The 17,610-nt window shown below is 65.5% G+C and carries 17 protein-coding genes and 1 tRNA gene; 3 read left to right on the top strand and 15 right to left on the bottom strand.

Annotated features, from left to right (window positions below):
* Positions 1-27 precede the first annotated feature (27 nt).
* From JHC81_RS06725 to ligA, 3 genes are read left to right on the top strand one after another with little or no spacing between them, the layout of a single operon-like run.
* Complete coding sequence (locus JHC81_RS06725) at positions 28-486, top strand: RidA family protein (protein WP_292172372.1); 459 nt, start codon at positions 28-30, stop codon at positions 484-486.
* Positions 483-1,628, top strand: a complete 1,146-nt coding sequence (locus tag JHC81_RS06720; RefSeq protein ID WP_292172369.1) for a GNAT family N-acetyltransferase — start codon at positions 483-485, stop codon at positions 1,626-1,628. Before JHC81_RS06725 ends, JHC81_RS06720 begins: the two co-directional genes overlap by 4 nt.
* Before the next feature lie 4 nt (positions 1,629-1,632).
* The gene (gene ligA, locus JHC81_RS06715) at positions 1,633-3,966 is read left to right on the top strand and encodes an NAD-dependent DNA ligase LigA (RefSeq protein WP_292172368.1); all 2,334 of its coding nucleotides are present in this window, start codon (positions 1,633-1,635) and stop codon (positions 3,964-3,966) included.
* 19 nt (positions 3,967-3,985) lie between these two features.
* Here ligA and JHC81_RS06710 read toward each other — a convergent pair whose 3' ends face one another.
* From JHC81_RS06710 to JHC81_RS06640, 15 genes are all read right to left on the bottom strand, one after another.
* Positions 3,986-4,249 carry an aa3-type cytochrome c oxidase subunit IV gene (locus JHC81_RS06710; RefSeq protein ID WP_292172365.1) on the bottom strand — a complete coding sequence of 88 codons (264 nt, stop codon included), beginning with the start codon at positions 4,247-4,249 and terminating at the stop codon, positions 3,986-3,988.
* 61 nt (positions 4,250-4,310) lie between these two features.
* Positions 4,311-6,116 (bottom strand): M3 family oligoendopeptidase, encoded by a 1,806-nt coding sequence (locus tag JHC81_RS06705; RefSeq protein ID WP_292172362.1) that lies wholly within the window; start codon positions 6,114-6,116, stop codon positions 4,311-4,313.
* Positions 6,117-6,178: 62 nt separating this feature from the next.
* A complete protein-coding gene (locus tag JHC81_RS06700; protein WP_292172358.1) occupies positions 6,179-6,784 on the bottom strand; it encodes a DUF2059 domain-containing protein in 606 nt (201 codons plus the stop codon).
* Between the two features lie 55 nt (positions 6,785-6,839).
* Positions 6,840-7,274, bottom strand: a complete 435-nt coding sequence (locus tag JHC81_RS06695) for an NUDIX hydrolase (RefSeq protein WP_292172355.1) — start codon at positions 7,272-7,274, stop codon at positions 6,840-6,842.
* 57 nt (positions 7,275-7,331) lie between these two features.
* Positions 7,332-7,865 (bottom strand): DUF2059 domain-containing protein, encoded by a 534-nt coding sequence (locus tag JHC81_RS06690; protein ID WP_292172352.1) that lies wholly within the window; start codon positions 7,863-7,865, stop codon positions 7,332-7,334.
* Between the two features lie 69 nt (positions 7,866-7,934).
* A complete protein-coding gene (chrA, locus tag JHC81_RS06685; RefSeq protein ID WP_292172350.1) occupies positions 7,935-9,188 on the bottom strand; it encodes a chromate efflux transporter in 1,254 nt (417 codons plus the stop codon).
* 113 nt (positions 9,189-9,301) lie between these two features.
* On the bottom strand, positions 9,302-9,988 hold the full coding sequence (rplA, locus tag JHC81_RS06680; protein ID WP_292172347.1) for a 50S ribosomal protein L1: 687 nt from the start codon (positions 9,986-9,988) through the stop codon (positions 9,302-9,304).
* Between the two features lie 4 nt (positions 9,989-9,992).
* Positions 9,993-10,424 carry a 50S ribosomal protein L11 gene (rplK, locus tag JHC81_RS06675; RefSeq protein ID WP_292172344.1) on the bottom strand — a complete coding sequence of 144 codons (432 nt, stop codon included), beginning with the start codon at positions 10,422-10,424 and terminating at the stop codon, positions 9,993-9,995.
* Positions 10,425-10,601: 177 nt separating this feature from the next.
* Complete coding sequence (locus JHC81_RS06670) at positions 10,602-11,372, bottom strand: CmcI family methyltransferase (protein WP_292172341.1); 771 nt, start codon at positions 11,370-11,372, stop codon at positions 10,602-10,604.
* Positions 11,373-11,544: 172 nt separating this feature from the next.
* Entirely contained in the window at positions 11,545-12,336 is a 792-nt protein-coding gene (locus tag JHC81_RS06665) for a hypothetical protein (protein ID WP_292172339.1), read from the bottom strand.
* 164 nt (positions 12,337-12,500) lie between these two features.
* Positions 12,501-13,076, bottom strand: a complete 576-nt coding sequence (nusG, locus tag JHC81_RS06660) for a transcription termination/antitermination protein NusG (protein ID WP_292172337.1) — start codon at positions 13,074-13,076, stop codon at positions 12,501-12,503.
* A 12-nt stretch (positions 13,077-13,088) separates the two neighbouring features.
* Positions 13,089-13,388, bottom strand: coding sequence for a preprotein translocase subunit SecE (gene secE, locus JHC81_RS06655; RefSeq protein ID WP_292172336.1), 300 nt, complete (start codon positions 13,386-13,388; stop codon positions 13,089-13,091).
* Between the two features lie 70 nt (positions 13,389-13,458).
* Positions 13,459-13,534, bottom strand: a tRNA-Trp gene (locus JHC81_RS06650).
* A gap of 119 nt (positions 13,535-13,653) precedes the next feature.
* A complete protein-coding gene (locus tag JHC81_RS06645) occupies positions 13,654-14,988 on the bottom strand; it encodes a hemolysin family protein (protein ID WP_292172335.1) in 1,335 nt (444 codons plus the stop codon).
* 349 nt (positions 14,989-15,337) lie between these two features.
* On the bottom strand, positions 15,338-17,350 hold the full coding sequence (locus JHC81_RS06640) for a DUF3857 domain-containing transglutaminase family protein (RefSeq protein WP_292172334.1): 2,013 nt from the start codon (positions 17,348-17,350) through the stop codon (positions 15,338-15,340).
* Between the last annotated feature and the right edge of the window lie 260 nt (positions 17,351-17,610).

The following is a 17,610-nucleotide window of genomic DNA, read 5'->3' as shown; positions in this document are numbered from 1 at the left end:
CGCATAGTCCTCAAGGAGCCCTGCCCCATGACCGTCGCCGCCCGCCTGGCCGAACTGAACATCACCCTGCCCGAGCCCGCCAAGGCCGTGGCCAACTATGTCGGCTGGGTCCGCACGGGCAATCTGGTCCACATCTCGGGCCAGCTGTCGAACGACGCCTCGGGCGGCATCAAGGGCACGGTCGGTGACGACGTTACGCAGGAACAGGCGCTGGCCGCCGCGCGCTTGTGCGGCATCAACCTGCTGGCGCAACTGAACGACGCCCTCGACGGCGATCTGGAGCGGGTCGTGCGGGTCGTGAAACTGGGCGGCTTCGTCCAGGCCGCCGGCGACTTCACCGCCATTCCCGCCGTGATCAACGGCTGTTCGGACCTGATGGTCGAGGTGTTCGGCGACAAGGGTCGCCACGCCCGCGCCGCCGTCGGCGTCTATCGCCTGCCCCTCGGCTTCGCCGTCGAGGTCGATGCCGTCATCGAGGTGCAGTGACCTTCCACATCACGGTTCACGATCGGGTCGCGGATATCGGCAAGGCCGAATGGGACGGCTGTGCCGGGCCCAGCGGCGACCCCTTCCTGTCCTTCGATTTTCTCGACGCCTGCGAGGCCTCGGGCAGCGCCGTGCCGCGTCAGGGCTGGGCCGGACGACACCTGTGTCTGCGCGACGACCAGCGGCGGGTGACCGGTGTCATGCCGCTCTGGCTCAAGGGCCACAGCCAGGGCGAATACGTCTTCGACCACAGCTGGGCCGACGCCTATGAGCGGGCGGGCGGCCAGTATTACCCAAAATTGCTGGGGGCCGTGCCCTTCACGCCCGTGACCGGGCCGCGCTTCCTGGCCCATCCGTTCGCCGACGAGACCACGGTGCGCCTCGCCCTGCTGCAGGGCGCGACGGCCCTGGTCGAGAGGCTGGGCGTCTCGTCGCTGCACATCAACTTCCCGACCCAGGCCGACTGGCGGGCCATGGGCGAGGCCGGGCTGCTGCTGCGCGAGGACATGCAATATGTCTGGCGCAACGACGGCTATGGCACCTTCGACGACTTTCTGATGGCCCTGTCGTCCAACCGGCGCAAGACCATCCGGCGCGAGCGTCGCGACGCCCAGGCCGGGCTGGACATCCGGGTGCTGACCGGACGCGACCTCGAGCCTGCACACTGGGACGCCTTCTTCGCCTTCTACATGGACACCGGCAGCCGGAAATGGGGACGCCCCTATCTGACGCGGGACTTCTTCGAACGGATCGGCGCGACCATGGCCGACCGCATCGCCCTGGTCATGGCGTTCCGTGACGGCGCACCGATCGCCGGAGCCCTGAACTTCATCGGTGACGAGGCCCTGTACGGGCGGCAATGGGGGGCGCTGGACGAGGTCCCCTTCCTGCATTTCGAGCTCTGCTATTATCAGGCCATAGAGTTCGCCATCGCGCGGGGCCTGTCGCGGGTCGAGGCGGGGGCGCAAGGCGAGCACAAGATCGCGCGTGGCTACCTGCCCTCTCCCGTCTATTCGGCCCACTGGATCGCCGATCCGGCCCTGCGCGAGCCGGTGGCGCGTTATCTTGAGGGCGAGCGCCCGGCCGTCGAAGCCGAGATCGCCGCCATGACCGAAGACCTGTCGCCGTTCAGGAAGGGATGAACTGATGTCCGAACCCCTCGATACCCTGACCGAAGCCCAGGCCGCCGCCGAGCTGGCCCGCCTGACCGCCGAACTGGCGCATCACGACGCCCTTTATCACACTGAAGACGCGCCCGAGATTTCGGACGCCGACTATGACGCCCTGAAACGCCGCGCCCTGGCCATAGAGGCGCGGTTCCCCGCGTTGACGACCGAAGCCAGCCCGTCGCAGGCCGTGGGGGCCGCCGTCTCGACCCAGTTCGCGCCGGTGCGGCACGGCGTGCCCATGCTGTCGCTCGACAACGCCTTCGACGAGGGCGAGGTGCGCGACTTCGTGGCCCGCATCGCCCGTTTCCTGAAGCTGCCGGGCGACGAACCCATCGCCTTCGTCGCCGAGCCCAAGATCGACGGCCTGTCCGCCAGCCTCCGCTACGAGGACGGCGTGCTGGTACGCGGCGCGACACGCGGCGACGGGCGAACCGGCGAGGACGTCACCGCCAACCTCCGCACCCTTGATGATATCCCCGAACGCCTGTCCGGCACCGGCTGGCCGAACATCATCGAGGTGCGCGGCGAGGTCTATGCCCCCAATGACGCCTTCGCCGCCTTCAACGCCGCCGCAGAGGCCGCCGGCCAGCGGACCTATGCCAACCCCCGCAACTTCGCCGCCGGCTCGCTACGCCAGAAGGATGCGGCGATTACCGCGAAAAGACCGCTGCGGTTCTTTGCCTACGCCTGGGGCGAGGTCTCGTCGCCAGTCGCCGAGACTCAAGCCGAAGCGCTCAAGGCGCTGGCAAGCTGGGGCTTTCCGGTCAATCCCCGCTCGGCCCGCGTCGAGGACTTGGCGGGCCTGATCGCCCTTTACGACGGCCTGCAAACCGACCGCGCCAGCCTCGGCTATGACATCGACGGCGTAGTCTACAAGGTCGACCGGCTGGACTGGCAACAGCGGCTGGGCTTCGTCGCCCGGACCCCCCGCTGGGCCATCGCCCACAAGTTTCCGGCCCAGCAGGCGACGACGGTGCTGGAGGGCATCGACATCCAGGTCGGTCGCACCGGCTCGCACACCCCGGTCGCCCGGCTGCATCCGGTCACGGTCGGCGGCGTCGTGGTCCGCAACGCCACCCTGCACAACGCCGACGAGATCGCCCGGCTGGACGTACGGCTCGGTGATACCGTCACCCTGCAACGCGCCGGCGACGTCATCCCCCAGATCCTGAACGTCGTCGATCCGGACCGCCCGGGCCGCGCCGAGCCCTACGAATTCCCGACCGCCTGCGCCTGTCCGTTGAAGACCCCGCTGGTCAAGGAAACCAATGCCTCGGGCGTCGAATCCGTCGTGCGTCGTTGCACCGGCGAACTGGCCTGTCCGTTCCAGCGCATCGAACACCTGAAGCATTTCGTCAGCCGCCGCGCCTTCGACATCGAGGGTCTTGGGGAAAAGCAGCTGATCGCCTTCCATGAGCGCGGCTGGATCATCGAACCCGCCGACATCTTCCGACTCGCCCGCGACGAACCCCGCCTGGCCGAGCTTCGCGTCGAGGACGGCTATGGCGAGACCAGTGTGCGGAATCTGGTCGCCGGCATCGACGCCCGCCGGACCATCAGCCTGGACCGCTTCATCTACGGCCTGGGCGTACGCGATATTGGGGAACAGACCTCGATCGTCCTGGCCCGCGCCTTCGAGAGCTGGCCCGCCTTCGAGGCCGCCTGCGTCGCTGCATCGTCCGGCATCGCCTCCGAGGCCTGGGTACGACTGTCCGAAACCCATGCGGTCTCACCCCGGGTCATCGCGGCCCTGGCCGCCGCGACGCCGCCTGCACAGGACCCCTGGCCCGACGCGCCGATCGATCAGAAGATCGCCCTCGCCTTTCCCGGTCTGGCCGCCCCAGCGCGACGAGGCTTGGCGACGCTGGCCGACAGCTGGGCCGATCTGGTCGAACTGGCGCGGGTCGCGCGCGAGGACGGCCCGTCGGATTCGCTGGGACAGATCGCCGGCGTGGCCGGGGTCGGACCCGTCGCGGCCCGCGCCCTGGCCCTGTTCTTCAGGGAGCCACACAACCGCGCGATGGTCGATCGCCTGGTCGAACAGCTGGACCAGATCGAAGACGCCGAACGCCCGAAATCCGATACCCCCGTCGCCGGCAAGACCGTGGTCTTCACCGGAAGCCTCGAGCGCTTCACCCGCGACGAGGCCAAGGCCCGTGCAGAAAGTCTCGGCGCCAAGGTGTCAGGGTCTGTGTCGAAAAAGACCGATTATCTGGTCGCCGGCCCGGGCGCCGGCTCGAAACTGGCGGACGCCCAGAAACATGGCGTCACGGTGCTGACCGAAGACGAGTGGCTGTCGCTGATCGCCTGAGGTGCCGCCTGGTTGCTGCCTAGTGCGCCGCCGACTTGGGCGACCGCAGGAAGAAGCCGCCGCCGACCAGCAGGACGACGAACACGATCGCGCCCGCCATGAAGCTGCCGCCCGGCATGAACCAGACGGTCAGGAAGGCCAGGATGGCCGCAACCGCCAGCGAGCCCCACTTGGTCAGACCCTGGAACAGGTTGAAGGTCGCGACCTGCTCGCTGATTTCCTGGGTGCCGCGCGCATAGGCGTCGTGGCTGTCGTGGACGTCGGCGGTGTGCGGGTCGGCCATGGGGGTATCCAAAGGACTCATTCGGAATGGTGGGTGCCTTATAGCGGCCCTGCGCTCAGGCTCAAGCCAGACGTTCGAACTGGTCGATCAGGCCTTCCAGCCGCCGAGTGCCGATGGTCCAGAACGCGGGGTCGCGCGGATTGAGACCGAAGGGCTTCAGCGCCTCGACATAGCCCTTGGTCCCGCCTCCGGCCAACAGCTCACGGTACAGCGGTGTGAAGCCTTGAGGATCCTTGGCCCGCGTCTCCATCAGCGCCGCCACCAGTAGGTCGCCGAAGGCATAGGCATAGACGTAGAAGGGCGAGTGGACGAAGTGGCTGACATAGCTCCACCAGTGCTCATAGCCGGGGTTCAGCGTCACGGAGGGGCCCAGCGACGCGCCCATTTCCTCCAGCCAGATTTCGCCGATCCGCTCGACCGACACCTCGCCGCCCGCCCGCTCGTCATGGAAGCGCGTCTCGAAACGGTGGAAGGCGATCTGGCGCACCACGGTATTCAGTCCGTCCTCGATCCGTCCGGCCAGCAGGCCGCGCTGCTCGGCCTTGGGCGCGGTCGCCAGCAGCCGGTCGAAGGTCAGCCCCTCGGCGAAGATCGACGCCGTCTCGGCCAGGGTCAGGGGGGTGTCGGCCAGCAGGGAGCCCTGCCCCGCCGCCAGCGTCTGGTGCACGCCATGCCCCAGCTCATGCGCCAGGGTCAGTACGTCGCGCCGCTCGCCCATCCAGTTCAGAAACACATAGGGGTGCCGGTCCGCCGTCACCGGGTGGGCATAGGCCCCCGACTGCTTGCCCGGCCGCGCCCGCCCGTCGATCCACGGCTTGTCGAAGAAGGTCTGGACCCGATCCGCGAAATCCCCGCCCAGATCGGCGAAGCTTTCCAGCACCAGATCGCGCCCCTGGCTCCAGCCATAGCGGCGGGGTGCGACCTTCTCCTCCAGCGGCGCATTGCGGTCCCACTGGTCCAGCGTCGCCCGCCCCATCGCCCGCGCCTTCAGCGCATAGTAGCGGTGCGACAGGCGCGGATAGGCCGCCGCCACCGCCTCGGCCATCGCATCCACGGCCTCACCGTCCACCTCATTGGCCAGATGGCGACCGTCTGCGGGACGTTTGAACCCGCGCCAGCGGTCCTCCAGTGCCTTGTCCGCCGCGACCGTGTTCAGCACCAGGGCCATCGTCTGCGTCCGCGCGCCGAGGGCCTCGCTCAGCCCTTCGGCCGCCGCCTTGCGCCGCGCCGCCTTGGCGTCGGACAGTTGGTTCAGGGCCTCGGCGAGGGTGAGCGATTCCTTGCCGGCCCGGACCCGGATCGCCGCCAGGGTCTCGTCGAACAGGCGCGGCCACTGGGCGCTGATCGGCCCGCGCTCGGCCAGAAAGGTCTCCAGCTCCTGCGACAGCTCATGGGGCTTCATCGCCCGCACCCGGCGCAGCCAGGGCGTCCATCGCGCGGCGGCCGGATGGGCGACCAGCGCCGCCTCGATCTCGGCCTCTTCCAGCTGATTGATCTCCAGCGTGACCCAGACGGTGGGCGTCACGATGGTGGTGATCTTCTCCCTCAGCGTGCCCTCGAACCCCTGCGCCGCCGCATCGCCGCGATCGGTCGAGGCCGACAGAAAGGCATAGGCCCCCAGCGCACCCAGCAGGTCCGACGCCTGTTCGTACAGGGTGATCGCCTGATCGAGGCGTTCTCCCAGCACCGCCGCATCGCCACGCGCCGCGACCAGCAGGCCCTCGAACCCGTTCAGCCGGCCCACGACCTCCGCCGCGCGATCCAGATCGGCCTGCACCGAGGCGTCCTCGCGCGAGGGATACAGGTCGGACAAATCCCACAGGGGGGCGTCGGTATGGGCGGTCGGAGGCGGGACATGTGCGTTCATGTCCTTCGTTGTGGGGATGCCGACGCGACGGCGCAACCGTGACGACTGACCTCGGCCGCGTCCTACTTGCGGCGGGGTGCCGCGGCTACGCTCTCACCGGAACCCGTTTCGAACCCTTCGCGCATTCCGCGCCGCATCTCCTCCAGTTCCTCCGGCGTGCACTGGTAATGCTGACACATCCGCAGGGCCATCTTCTCCAGCATCTGCGGAACCACCGACATGATGGCGCGGTTGGCCTCGGGCATGACGATGATGGACTTGTCCGCGATCGACCGTCCCAGCGGATTGTCGTAGAAGGCGATCAGGGCCATCAGCTCTTCTTCCGTGAACACGGCGGCATAGACGGGCACCATCTCCTGCACCATCAGGGGCACCATATCGGTCGTCATTTCGGCCGTCAGATCCAGGATGAAGCGACGATCCTCGGCAGGCAGGGCCGGTGCCGAGGTGTCGTTCGCCATCTCGTCGCCGACCATCTCGCGGATCGCGCCCTCCAGCTGGTCCGTCATCAGCAGATTGATGTACTGCCGGGTCAGTTCCAGCTGCCGGGCCGAGGGCTGACTGGAAGCCGCCTGCTGGACCTCGGCCCCAACCCTGGCCTGCACCATCGTAGGCATCAGCACCGATCCAGCCAGCGCCACGCCGGCAATCACAAACATCAAACGCATGGTCATCCCCCTGTTTGCATTCAGTCTCTCGCGATGACGACGTTCGCACAAGTCGTCAGCCGGCGAAGGCCAGGATGAGCGCTGCCAGATCGGCTTCGTTGACGCGGCTGGCCGCCTGCTCGGCCGACATCCACTGACGCGTGCGCTCATGCTGCTCCTGCCAGGTGGCATGCTCGACGGTGACTTCCAGGGGAAACAGCGACACCACGCACCAGCGCCCTTCGCCGCGCCTCAGCCATTTCAGATAGCGGAAGGTGCCGATCGGGTGATCGGCGATCCTGCCCTCGACCCCCGCCTCCTCCAGCGCCTCGACGGCGGCGGCCCGGGCGTCCGTCAGCCCCGGCATGCGGCCACCTTTGGGCGTGACCCAGCGCCGGGTCTCGCGCGACGTGACCAGCAGTATCTCCAGCCCCTGTTCTCCACGCCGCCAGCACAGGGCCGCGACCTGGCGGCGCTCGGCGCGTTCGGTGCGGATGGGGGGGTCGATCATGCGGCTGTCGTCCCCCGCGCATGCCCACGCGTCAAGTCATCCGTATACGGATAACCCCTAGCGGCCCGCACCACTCTGCTTGGCCGCCGCCGCCCCCATCGCCTCGCAGTCGAAGCGCAGGCAGTATTTCTCGAACACATCGGTCATTCCGGTCAGGAGGTGAGGCATCATGGCCTCCTGCATCAGCATGCCGGCCTGCATGTTCTTGCGGGCCAGCGACGGGCCAAGCGGGCTTTCATACAACGCCACCAGAGCTTCCAGTTCCGGCTGGGTATAAAGTTCCGCGACATCACCGCGCATGTCCAGCATCGCCTTGTCGATGACGGTCTCATAAAGAGCGGTCATCTGCTCGGTCATCCAGACGCGCTGTTCCTCTGTCGCCTCGCTGCCGGCAAAACCCTCCTCCATCTGCTCGCGCATCATCTTGTCGACATCCAGATCGACAGTCAGGGCCAGATAGCGGTCGGCCAGGGCCAGGCGCGGATCGGGGGCGGCGACGACGACAAGCTGATCCTGTGAGGATGCTTCCTGGGCCAAGGCCGCAGGCCCGGTAAGGCACAGGGCCGCGACGGCGATAATCAGACTGCGCATGGTGACGGCTCCCCAGAGGTACCCCTTCACCTTTCGATGTTCGCCCGGCCAATGCAACCGCCAATTGACCTAGCGCCCCAGCATCGCGGCACCGATCAGACCCGCCAGGCCGATCAGTACCGGCACGGCCCAGCCGCTTTTCCACCGATAGGCTACGACCAGACCCAGCACGGCGACGCCCGCCAGAACCGCGACCCGAACCGGCGCGCCAGCCTCGGCCATCAGTCCGGCCGCCAGTTGCAGACCGGTCGCCGCAATCAGTCCCACTACGCCGGCGGTCACCCCGTCCAGCAGCGCCCGGATCGCCTTGATGTCCAGCAGGCTCTCCAGCCGCTCGTAGAAGATCAGCGAAAAGGCGAAGGCCGGCAGGAAGACGCCCGCCGTCATGGCCATGGCCCCTCCGAACCCGCCCGCCACATAGCCGACGAAGGTCGCGAAGATGATCAGGGGCGCGGGCAAGACACCGGCCAGCGCCACCCCGTCCAGGAACTGCCCGTCGCTGATCCAGCGCCGGCCCGCCATGTCCTGACGCATGAAAGGGATGGCCGTATAGGCACCACCGAAGGTCAGCAGCCCGGCCTTCAGGCCCGACAGGAAGATCAGCCATCCCGAGGCATTCCCTGGCCCGGCCACGTCCGTTCCGGCCTGCGTCAGGTCGGGCATGGACGGCGCGGTGCCTGTGACCGTCAGAACTATGGCCAGCAGCGTCGCGCCCGCTGCGACCACGGTGGCCAGCCACGATTTGCCGAGCGCTCGCAGCGCATGGATGGCCCCCGCAGCGGGCAGGACGATCCAGAAACTGACCCCTGCCAGCGTCGCCACGCCCGATCCGATGGCCAGCAGCCACAGCCCTCGATCGTGCAGGACATGTGCACCGATGCGATGCACCGCCCTTAGGATCAGTCCGATGACCACGGCTTGAACGGCCAGTATGGCACCCGCGATCCAGGGCCGGTCGAAGTCGATCAGGAAATAGGCCCAGGCCAGACCCAGCATCAGCAGAAGACCCGGCAGCATGAAGCCCAGGCCCGCCAGTATGCCCCCGATCCGGCCTCGCGCCCGCATGCCCATGTGTACGCACAGCTCATGCGCTTCCGGCCCCGGCAGGGCCTGCATGACGGCCAGCAACCGGTTGAACCGTGCGCCGGACATCCATCCTTCGCGCTCGACGAGATCACGCCGGATCATGCCGATCTGCGCCACCGGCCCGCCGAAGGCCAGCAGGCCGAACCGCAGGAATTTCAGGAACAGCGCACCATAGGACAGCGCGGGCGGACGCGGCTCCGCCTCACTGTTCGCAACTGACTCAGTTGGCCCCGACATGGCAACATGCTCGCATGGCCGCCTGGAGCCAGGAAGCCGCGGTGGCTTGGCGAGCACGAAAAAGGGCGGCGATCCTGCGACCGCCGCCCTTCATTCTTTGTAGCCTGTCGCCGTTAGGCGAGAGACGCCGGATCGACCTTGAAGCCCGGGCCCATCGTGGACGACAGGGTGATACGCTTCACATAGGTCCCCTTGGCACCGGCCGGCTTGGCGCGGTTCAGGGCGTCGACATAGGCCTTGACGTTGGCTTCCAGGGCTTCCTGGGTGAAGGAGGCCTTGCCGATGCCGCCGTGGGCGATACCGGCCTTTTCGACGCGGAACTCGACCGCACCGCCCTTGGCGTCCTTGACGGCCTGGGCGACGTTCGGGGTCACGGTGCCGACCTTGGGGTTGGGCATCAGGCCGCGCGGACCCAGAACCTTACCCAGACGACCCACCAGGGCCATCATGTCGGGGCTGGCGATGACGCGGTCGAAGTCCATCAGGCCACCGTTGATCTGCTCGTACAGATCCTCGGCACCGACGTATTCGGCGCCGGCCGCGCGGGCTTCGTCAGCCTTGGCGTCCTTGGCGAAGACGGCGACGCGAACGTCACGACCCGTGCCCGACGGCAGGTTGACCACGCCGCGGACCTGCTGGTCGGCGTGACGGGGATCGACGCCCAGGTTGACCGCGATCTCGATGGATTCGTCGAACTTGGCCTTGGCGTTGTCCTTGACGGCGGCGATGGCGTCCGAGAACGGCATCAGGGCCAGGGTATCACCGGTGCGGGCCTTTTGAGCCTTGGTTTGCTTGGCCATGTGCTCAGCCCTCCACGACGTTGAGGCCCATGGCGCGAGCCGAGCCTTCGATGATCTTGGTCGCGGCGTCCAGGTCGTTCGCGTTCAGATCCTTCATCTTCTTTTCGGCGATCTCACGCAGCTGGCTGCGCTTGATCTTGCCGGCCACTTCGCGGCCCGGCAGTTTCGACGCCGAAGTGATGCCGGCGGCCTGCTTGATGTAGTGGGTCGCAGGCGGGGTCTTGGTGACGAAGGTGAAGCTCTTGTCCTGGTAGACCGTGATCACGGTCGGCAGGGGCGTGCCCTTGACCTCCTTCTCGGTGCGCGCGTTGAACTCCTTGACGAAGCCCATGATGTTGACGCCGCGCTGGCCCAGTGCCGGGCCGATCGGGGGCGACGGCGTGGCGTTGCCGGCCGGCACCTGCAGCTTGATATAGCCGAGGATCTTCTTGGCCATTGGTCTCTCCTGTGATGGCCCTGAACTCAATCAGGACCGGTGAGCCGTGGTCTGGCATGGCTGCCTCCCACGGATTTGTGCGAGCGAACCCGCACCGCCCTGTTCAGAGCGAGGCGCGCCTATAGCTGAAGGGGACGGGGATGGCAATCTGGATGTCTATGACAACATCGCAGCCGATCAGACGCGCTTGAGAATGCCGTTGATCGCGCTCGTGCAGTTTATCCCGAAAAAGTCTGTGTATCGCGTGTCGATCACATAGGGTCGCTCCCGCAAGCTCCGCGCCATGGCAGACTGTTTGGGGATCGCATCCTCGATCACGAGATAGTCTCCAGGCTGTAGCAGATCGTCCAGCGCGGCCAGCGTCCGTTCAAGATCGCCATGGAAATCTTCGATCACAATCAGGGGCGAGGCTCGATCGCGTCGCTCGGCGGATGTCGCCTTCACCCAGTCGATACAATCCCGCCGATGGTATCTGATCGCGCCTTCGACGCCATCCTCGACCTGCAGATCGACCGCATGGATTGTGATCGGCAAGTCCAGCGCCTTGCACAGGTCGGCGAACCAGGCCGCCGACCCCCCTCGGCCCGCGCCAAGCTCGATAAGGCTGCCAGGCCGGATCTCCGCCACCAGCATGGGATACAGTGCCAGTTCATAAAGGGTCTTGAAGCAGTCCCGCCCACGCCATTGAAACACGTCACCCGCCCCCTGGCTGTAGAGCATGGAATGCAGGTCGAGTTCGGTGTCGCATTTGAACCCGGCCAGTTGTTCCTCTCTCTGCGTCCAGCTGCAGAAGCGCGGGGTGGTACCCGACAGACGGCGAGCGTAGTGCCGGAGCATCTCCATGTCCCGGTCCGACGCCGAACCACCGCGCAGGACATCGATCATCCGGTTGTCGAGATAGGTCGGGATCCGGCCGCGACCGCCTACGATTTCGCCGATGCGAGCCAAAGCGGCCGTCTCGTCTGCAAATCCTGCAGCCGCCAGAATCTCACGCGTTCGCATCGTGCATCCTCTGAAACCGGCTCACAAAGATCTCAAAATAGAATGGGCTGACCGAACAATGCTCTGCGATGTACGAAATGCAATGCGCAATGATATCGACAAGATATTCGTCAGGATATCAGCGAGCGGCCAGACATTCCCGAAGTGCATCCCGCGCCTTGAACGCCTCGTGGGTTTCCACGCTGACCAGGATGTCGTCGTCCCGTTCCAGATTGACGGTCTCGCGGTCTCCTATGCTGGCCAGTGTGTCCTCGATGACCGTCGGGATGATCGCTACACCGCGTTCTTCGGCTCTCATGACGATCGCTTTGACATCCGTGCCGCGCGCGTCGGCGGATAGACGCATAGACACCAGGCTTGCCTCGCCCTGTCGGCCGCCGGGAATGCGGGGGCCCATGAATGTTATGGCACCCGGCCGAGGACCATCGGGCCCTGACAGAATCAGTGTCTGGCCATTCTGCGTGAATGACACCGTACAGCCCTGCCCAGGCAGGCTCGATGTCCGCAGGAGGATCCAGCTACCGGCAGCCGACTCGTGAACGATCCGGCTGCCTTCGGGCAAAGCTGGCCGCCGGATTCCCAGTTCCCGCTGGACCTCTTCCGGGATGGGATCACCCAGCAGCACATTCATCATCACATAGTATTCGGGCGACTGATAATAGCCGCGCGAAAACATCTGGTCCGCCACGCCGGCCGCAGGGGATGGGGACGAATAATGATCAGAAGGCGAGTAAACCGAGGATGAGGCCGAGGCCGAAGCATCGTTGTATCCGGGTATTGGGGCGCACCCGTTCCATCCAATCCCGGACGTGGCATAGTTGCCTGCCGGGCAAGCGTTCGACTTCGCTGCCGCAGGCCAGGCGACCGTCGCGAAGGCCATCGCCAGAGCCCAGATCACGGTCAGCGTCATATAGCGAGACACCGCTTTGAACACGCTTGCTTCCCCTTGCCGACAATGGCCGGGCGCACATTGTTTTCAGGGAGGCGGTTCATCAACTGACGGTCCCTGACGCCAAAAAAAACGGCGGCTCGAACAGAGCCGCCGTCACAAGGATCGTACCTCAGGCGACGCGATCAGGCCGCGACCTTCTCCACCTGGCTGTATTCCAGATCGACCGGCGTGGGGCGGCCGAAGATCGACACGGCGACGCGCAGGCGGGCCGCATCCTCGTCGACGCTTTCGACCTGGCCATCGAAGCTGGCGAACGGGCCGTCGATGACCTTGACGGTCTCGCCGATGTCGAAATGGATGGTGGGCTTGGGACGCTCGACGCCCTCTTCCACGGCCCCGATGATGTTCTGGACCTCACGCTCCGAGACCGGCAGCGGCTTGGTGCCGCCCGCGGCACCCAGAAAACCCGTGACCTTGGGCGTGTTCTTGACCAGGTGATAGGCCTCGTCCGTCAGTTCCATCCGCACCAGCACATAGCCGGGGAAGAACTTCCGCTCGGAGTTCACCTTGCGACCGCGACGGATCTCGACGACGTCCTCGGTCGGCACCAGGATTTCGGAGAAATGGTCCGACAGCCCCTGCTGCTTGGCCTGATCGGTCAGGTGCTGGGCGACCTTCTTTTCAAAGTTCGAATAGGCCTGGACGATGTACCACTTGTGGCGGGGATTGGGGGCGGGCTTGGGCGCTGCATCCGTCATGGGCGCGTCTCCTTATTGGCCGATGGACAGGACGAAGAGCGAGATCTTGGCCAGACCCCAGTCGACGATCCAGAAGAATACGGCCGCGATCAGGACCATGATGAAGACCATCACCGAGGTGATCCAGGTCTCCTTGCGCGACGGCCAGACGATCTTGCGACCCTCGGCGCGGACCTGGCTGAAGAACTGCGGGATGGAAGTCCGCTTCTTCGGCGTCGGCGCGTCGGCGCCCACGGCCTGACCGGCCAGAACGGGCTGGCTGACCTGGACATTGGGGGTGCGACGACCCTTGGGGGTCTTGGCCTTGGCCATCTGACGTCTCTTCAACTCTTGATCCTGCCCACCAGATGGGAAGTCCCACCCGGCGGCGACAGGGGTAAAATGGCAGGAGTGGAGGGACTCGAACCCACGACCCTCGGTTTTGGAGACCGATGCTCTACCAGCTGAGCTACACTCCTTCAGGTTCCGGACAAAACACAACGCGCCGTGGGTTTCCCCGACGGCGCGTGCGTATCGCCAGACCGGGGCGTATGCCCGACCGGCACGGGGTTTTCAAGGGCTATCGGTGCCCCCGCCCCTATTCGTCCAGATGCTCGGCGACGGCGCGCGCCTCGTCTTCAGCCTTGACCAGCTGGCGGAAGATCAGCTTGTCGATCCGTCGGTCGTCCATGTCGATGATCTCGACCTCGAAGCGTCCGACCTGCAGCACCTCGCCCTCGTCGGGTACGCGCGACAACTGGTGCAGGATCAGGCCCGCGACGGTGTGGAAGCTTTCGTTCTCGCCGAAGTCCTCGCCAAGCGTATCCGCCAATTCGTCCAGGTCGGTGCGGCCGTCGACCAGCCAGCTGCCGTCCTCGCGCTGGCGCACATAGGCGTGCAGTTCGTCGTGGCCTTCGTTGAAGTCGCCCGCGATCATTTCCAGCAGGTCGGTCGCCGTCACCACGCCTTCGAAGGCACCGTATTCGTCGACGACGAAGACCATGTGGACCTTGGAGCCCTTCATGATCTCCAGCGCCTTCAGCACCGAGGAGGACTGCGGAATAAAGGCCGGGACCTGGACGTATTTCTCGATATTGAACTCGCCGTTGTCCAGCAGGCTGTCCAGCAGGTCCTTCTTGTGCACGACGCCCAGCGGATTATCGACGTCGCTCTCGCGCGCGACCACGATCCGCGAATAGGGGCAGGTCCGCACCTCTTCGCGCAGCACCTCTTCCGAATCGTCCAGCGCGACCCAGAACACCTCGTGACGTGGTGTCATCGCGACCTTCACCGGGCGGTCGCCGAGGCGCAGGATTTCCTCGATCATCTCCTGCTCTTCAGGTTCGATCAGACCGGCGGAAGTACCCTCCGCAATCATGGTCTCGACCTCTTCCTGGGTGACGTCGGAGCCGTCGCGATCCTTGACGCCGATGATCTTCAATATGCCGGACGTCGAGGCCGTCAGCAGGACGACGAACGGATGCAGGACGATCGCCAGGGTCGAGATTGGGGCCGCCATCTTGGCCGCGATCGATTCGGGGAAGATCAGCGCCAGCCGCTTGGGCACCAGTTCGCCGACGATCAGCGAGACATAGGTGATGCAGATGACCACCAGGGCCGTGGAGAAGATCTGGGTATAGGCGTCCAGCGCCGGAAAGGCAGCCGTCAGGATCCGGTCCAGCTCGCCGGCTATGGTCGCCTGACCATAGGCACCGGCCAGAATGCCGATGGCGGTGATGCCGACCTGGACGGCGGACAGGAAATGGGTCGGATTTTCCGACAGCTTCAGGGCGGCCCTCGCCCCCTTGTCGCCCCGCTCGGCCCGGCTCTGAAGTCTGGATTTGCGCGAGGAAACGACCGCAAGCTCGGTCATGGCGAACAGGCCGTTCAGCACCACGAGCAGCAGTACGACGACGATGGCGATGGCTAACATCTAGTGAGGCGGAACCGGCGCGGTGCAACAGTCGGCGGTCCGCATCTGTCATGATAGTGGCAAATCACCGCCCGCGCCACGGTTTCCTGCCAAAGCACCAGAGACCTTGCCTCAGGACCCGCTGCGCCCCGCATCGACCGATCCATAGGCCCCGGGCCTGAATCCCTCGCTCGGCGGGGTCGCGCAGGCCGACATGCCGATGATGATCCCGATGAAAAGACCGGTGCGTATCGCTCGCATCATGATTACCAAATCCTTAACGTCCGTGGTGAACGTTAAAGACGGCGATCAGGTTCAGGCACAAGTCGCTTTCAATCGGCAGGGGAAAACCGCCCCAAACCAGATTGCGCTACCCGGTCAGGACACGACTGGTGATGAGGACCAGCACCACACCGATCCAGATGATCCAACCCCATGGCGTTTCGGATGACTTGACCGACTTTTTGCCTTGGCCGGGCGTCAGCGAAAAGCTGATGCCGTTAAGGTTGCGCGCTTGGGTCACAAACGTCCGATAGGCCTGCGCCTCTTCAGCGGGCAGGTACCTCTGGCCCACCGTCAGGGCGATGTTATGGACAGCCTCTGTCGGCGTACGCCACTCGAAGCTGGTATCCAGCACAAGCCCGGACGGACCGGTCACGCGCTCCTGCCACTCGCTGATGGAGGGGTGGTTGGCAAAGCGGAATATCCGCTGGGTCGCCACCCGCCGTCTCAGACCCAACTGCAGCGGAGCCCGACGTTCGTCAGGGCCAAGTTCCGAAAGCTGCGGCCCCACGATGTCGTCTCGGGAATAGAACCGCTCGCCTGTCGAATAGCGGTCGGCATTGAAGGGGTTCTCCACCGAATAATGTTCCCGAACAACCAGCTGGTTGGACGCGACGTCATCCACGACCGTGACATCGGCCAGCGGCACGAGCGGTGACCGCAGCTCCTTCTCCAGCCCTTCCTTCATCGCCTTGGCCATGTTCGCGTGGCCCTGATTGGCGATCCAGTGCCGCGTACTGTCTGCACGCCAGCTTCGATACGTCGTGGTCATGGCCAGGTCGGCAGGCTTGTCCATCGTCGCATGGAAACTCCAGGTCTCGACCGTGTCGCAAACCGTGACCTGTGGCAGCTCGGGCATGATCTCAAGATCCGCCTGCGCCACCAGCGGCAAGGCATGACCGAACGCCGCCTGCGTCAGGCGGGCCAGGTCGCCCGCCTGGGGTGCAGAGGTCGGGTCCAGCCAGTATGTCTTGCCGTCCAGCCTGACCCGTACGATGCAATGGTTGAAGGCCATCACATGCGCCAGCCCATCTGACAGGTCTTCGCCGGCGACGGTATCGACGAGGGCACAGACGGCGTCGATCTCCATGGCCCTGAGCATAGCCGTCAGAAGGACGGAGACATCCTTGCAGTCGCCATATCGGGCTCGCCAGATATCAGCGACCGGTCTGGGGCGATAGCCGCCCTCCCCGATGCTGACTGAGTGGTAGCGCACGCTACTCTGCACCAGTCGCAAGGCCCCGACCACGCGCTGTTCGGGTGCCTGCTCGGCGGCCTTCAGCGCACCGACCTGATCCGCCAGGTCCGCCGGGAGATCGGCGGAGCCCTCATAATACGGTCTGAAGATGTCGGAGACGTCGGCCCAGCAGCCCTCATCGGCGACGTGAACACTCGAGAATCCGGTAAACCAGGGGGGTGCACCCGGATCGGTCACATAGGTCGGGACATCGCGAGCGGTCCAGTCCAGAACCCTGACACCGTCGTGAACTTCGTCGACCGGAAGAATCTCCGATCCCTGGCTACGGATCGCCAGCGCCCGGTCGGGGGCCACGCGTATCGTGCAACGCGTTTCAACGACCGGCACGGCCCATTGCAGGATGAACCGCCAGGCGAACTTGCCTTTGAGAGCAGGGTTGGCCCCGATCGTGGAATAGACAGTCTCGACGATGTCGCCTTCGCGGATATCGGGAATGACCATATGGGCGGTCATTCGACCGTCATACACCGCCCGTTCCATGTTCAGCTCGCGCTGGATGACCTCGAACGCCTCCGGCACACCCGCCTCGCGGATGTCGCCCGCGCGATGAACCCGCACGGCATGGATCACCAGCCGTTCGTATTTCGGATTGAAGAGGGCAGTAAAACTGGCGGCGGCCTGCAGGCCTTCGTGGCCGGTGACCTGCCAGACACTGCGGCTCGTGTGGACAGGCTCCGGGCCGGAAATGTCGAACTGGCTATGGGACTTCCAGTAGCAGAGTCCATTTGAACTCAGGGCTCTTGGATCGCGATCCCCGAACGCAACAGCCGTCATGTCGAATGCAGCCGGGGCAGGCCCGAACTCCACGCGCGACGGCGTGGCAACTTGGCTGTCGTAACTCATCCAATCCCCCCAGATGGGCAACCATAGTTCAGCCAGGGTTTGTTTGTGAAGCCGCCGAAATCACAACGAAAACGGCCCCCGGATCGCTCCGGGGGCCGTCTCTTTACTTTGGCCTATGCTCGCCTCGCGGAGGCTCGCGGCTTGAGGCCTGAGCGCTCAAGCAGCGCGGCTCCGCGAGCCGCGCGTTAGCGCACCAAGAATGTCCTACTCGACGATCTTGGCCACGACGCCGGCGCCGACGGTGCGGCCGCCTTCGCGGA

Source organism: Brevundimonas sp. (assembly GCF_016463295.1).
Taxonomy (GTDB): Bacteria; Pseudomonadota; Alphaproteobacteria; order Caulobacterales; family Caulobacteraceae; genus Brevundimonas.
This window is presented reverse-complemented; position numbering and strand designations above follow the sequence as displayed.

What these genes read in the sequence shown, in the direction of transcription:
- JHC81_RS06725 (WP_292172372.1), top strand. Translation starts at nt 28, where the DNA reads ATGACCGTCGCCGCCCGCCTGGCCGAACTGAACATCACCCTGCCCGAG.
- ligA (WP_292172368.1), top strand. Translation starts at nt 1,633, where the DNA reads ATGTCCGAACCCCTCGATACCCTGACCGAAGCCCAGGCCGCCGCCGAG.
- JHC81_RS06710 (WP_292172365.1), bottom strand. Translation starts at nt 4,249, where the DNA reads ATGGCCGACCCGCACACCGCCGACGTCCACGACAGCCACGACGCCTAT.
- JHC81_RS06705 (WP_292172362.1), bottom strand. Translation starts at nt 6,116, where the DNA reads ATGAACGCACATGTCCCGCCTCCGACCGCCCATACCGACGCCCCCCTG.
- JHC81_RS06700 (WP_292172358.1), bottom strand. Translation starts at nt 6,784, where the DNA reads ATGCGTTTGATGTTTGTGATTGCCGGCGTGGCGCTGGCTGGATCGGTG.
- JHC81_RS06695 (WP_292172355.1), bottom strand. Translation starts at nt 7,274, where the DNA reads ATGATCGACCCCCCCATCCGCACCGAACGCGCCGAGCGCCGCCAGGTC.
- JHC81_RS06690 (WP_292172352.1), bottom strand. Translation starts at nt 7,865, where the DNA reads ATGCGCAGTCTGATTATCGCCGTCGCGGCCCTGTGCCTTACCGGGCCT.
- chrA (WP_292172350.1), bottom strand. Translation starts at nt 9,188, where the DNA reads ATGTCGGGGCCAACTGAGTCAGTTGCGAACAGTGAGGCGGAGCCGCGT.
- rplA (WP_292172347.1), bottom strand. Translation starts at nt 9,988, where the DNA reads ATGGCCAAGCAAACCAAGGCTCAAAAGGCCCGCACCGGTGATACCCTG.
- rplK (WP_292172344.1), bottom strand. Translation starts at nt 10,424, where the DNA reads ATGGCCAAGAAGATCCTCGGCTATATCAAGCTGCAGGTGCCGGCCGGC.
- JHC81_RS06665 (WP_292172339.1), bottom strand. Translation starts at nt 12,336, where the DNA reads ATGACGCTGACCGTGATCTGGGCTCTGGCGATGGCCTTCGCGACGGTC.
- nusG (WP_292172337.1), bottom strand. Translation starts at nt 13,076, where the DNA reads ATGACGGATGCAGCGCCCAAGCCCGCCCCCAATCCCCGCCACAAGTGG.
- secE (WP_292172336.1), bottom strand. Translation starts at nt 13,388, where the DNA reads ATGGCCAAGGCCAAGACCCCCAAGGGTCGTCGCACCCCCAATGTCCAG.
- JHC81_RS06645 (WP_292172335.1), bottom strand. Translation starts at nt 14,988, where the DNA reads ATGTTAGCCATCGCCATCGTCGTCGTACTGCTGCTCGTGGTGCTGAAC.
- JHC81_RS06640 (WP_292172334.1), bottom strand. Translation starts at nt 17,350, where the DNA reads ATGAGTTACGACAGCCAAGTTGCCACGCCGTCGCGCGTGGAGTTCGGG.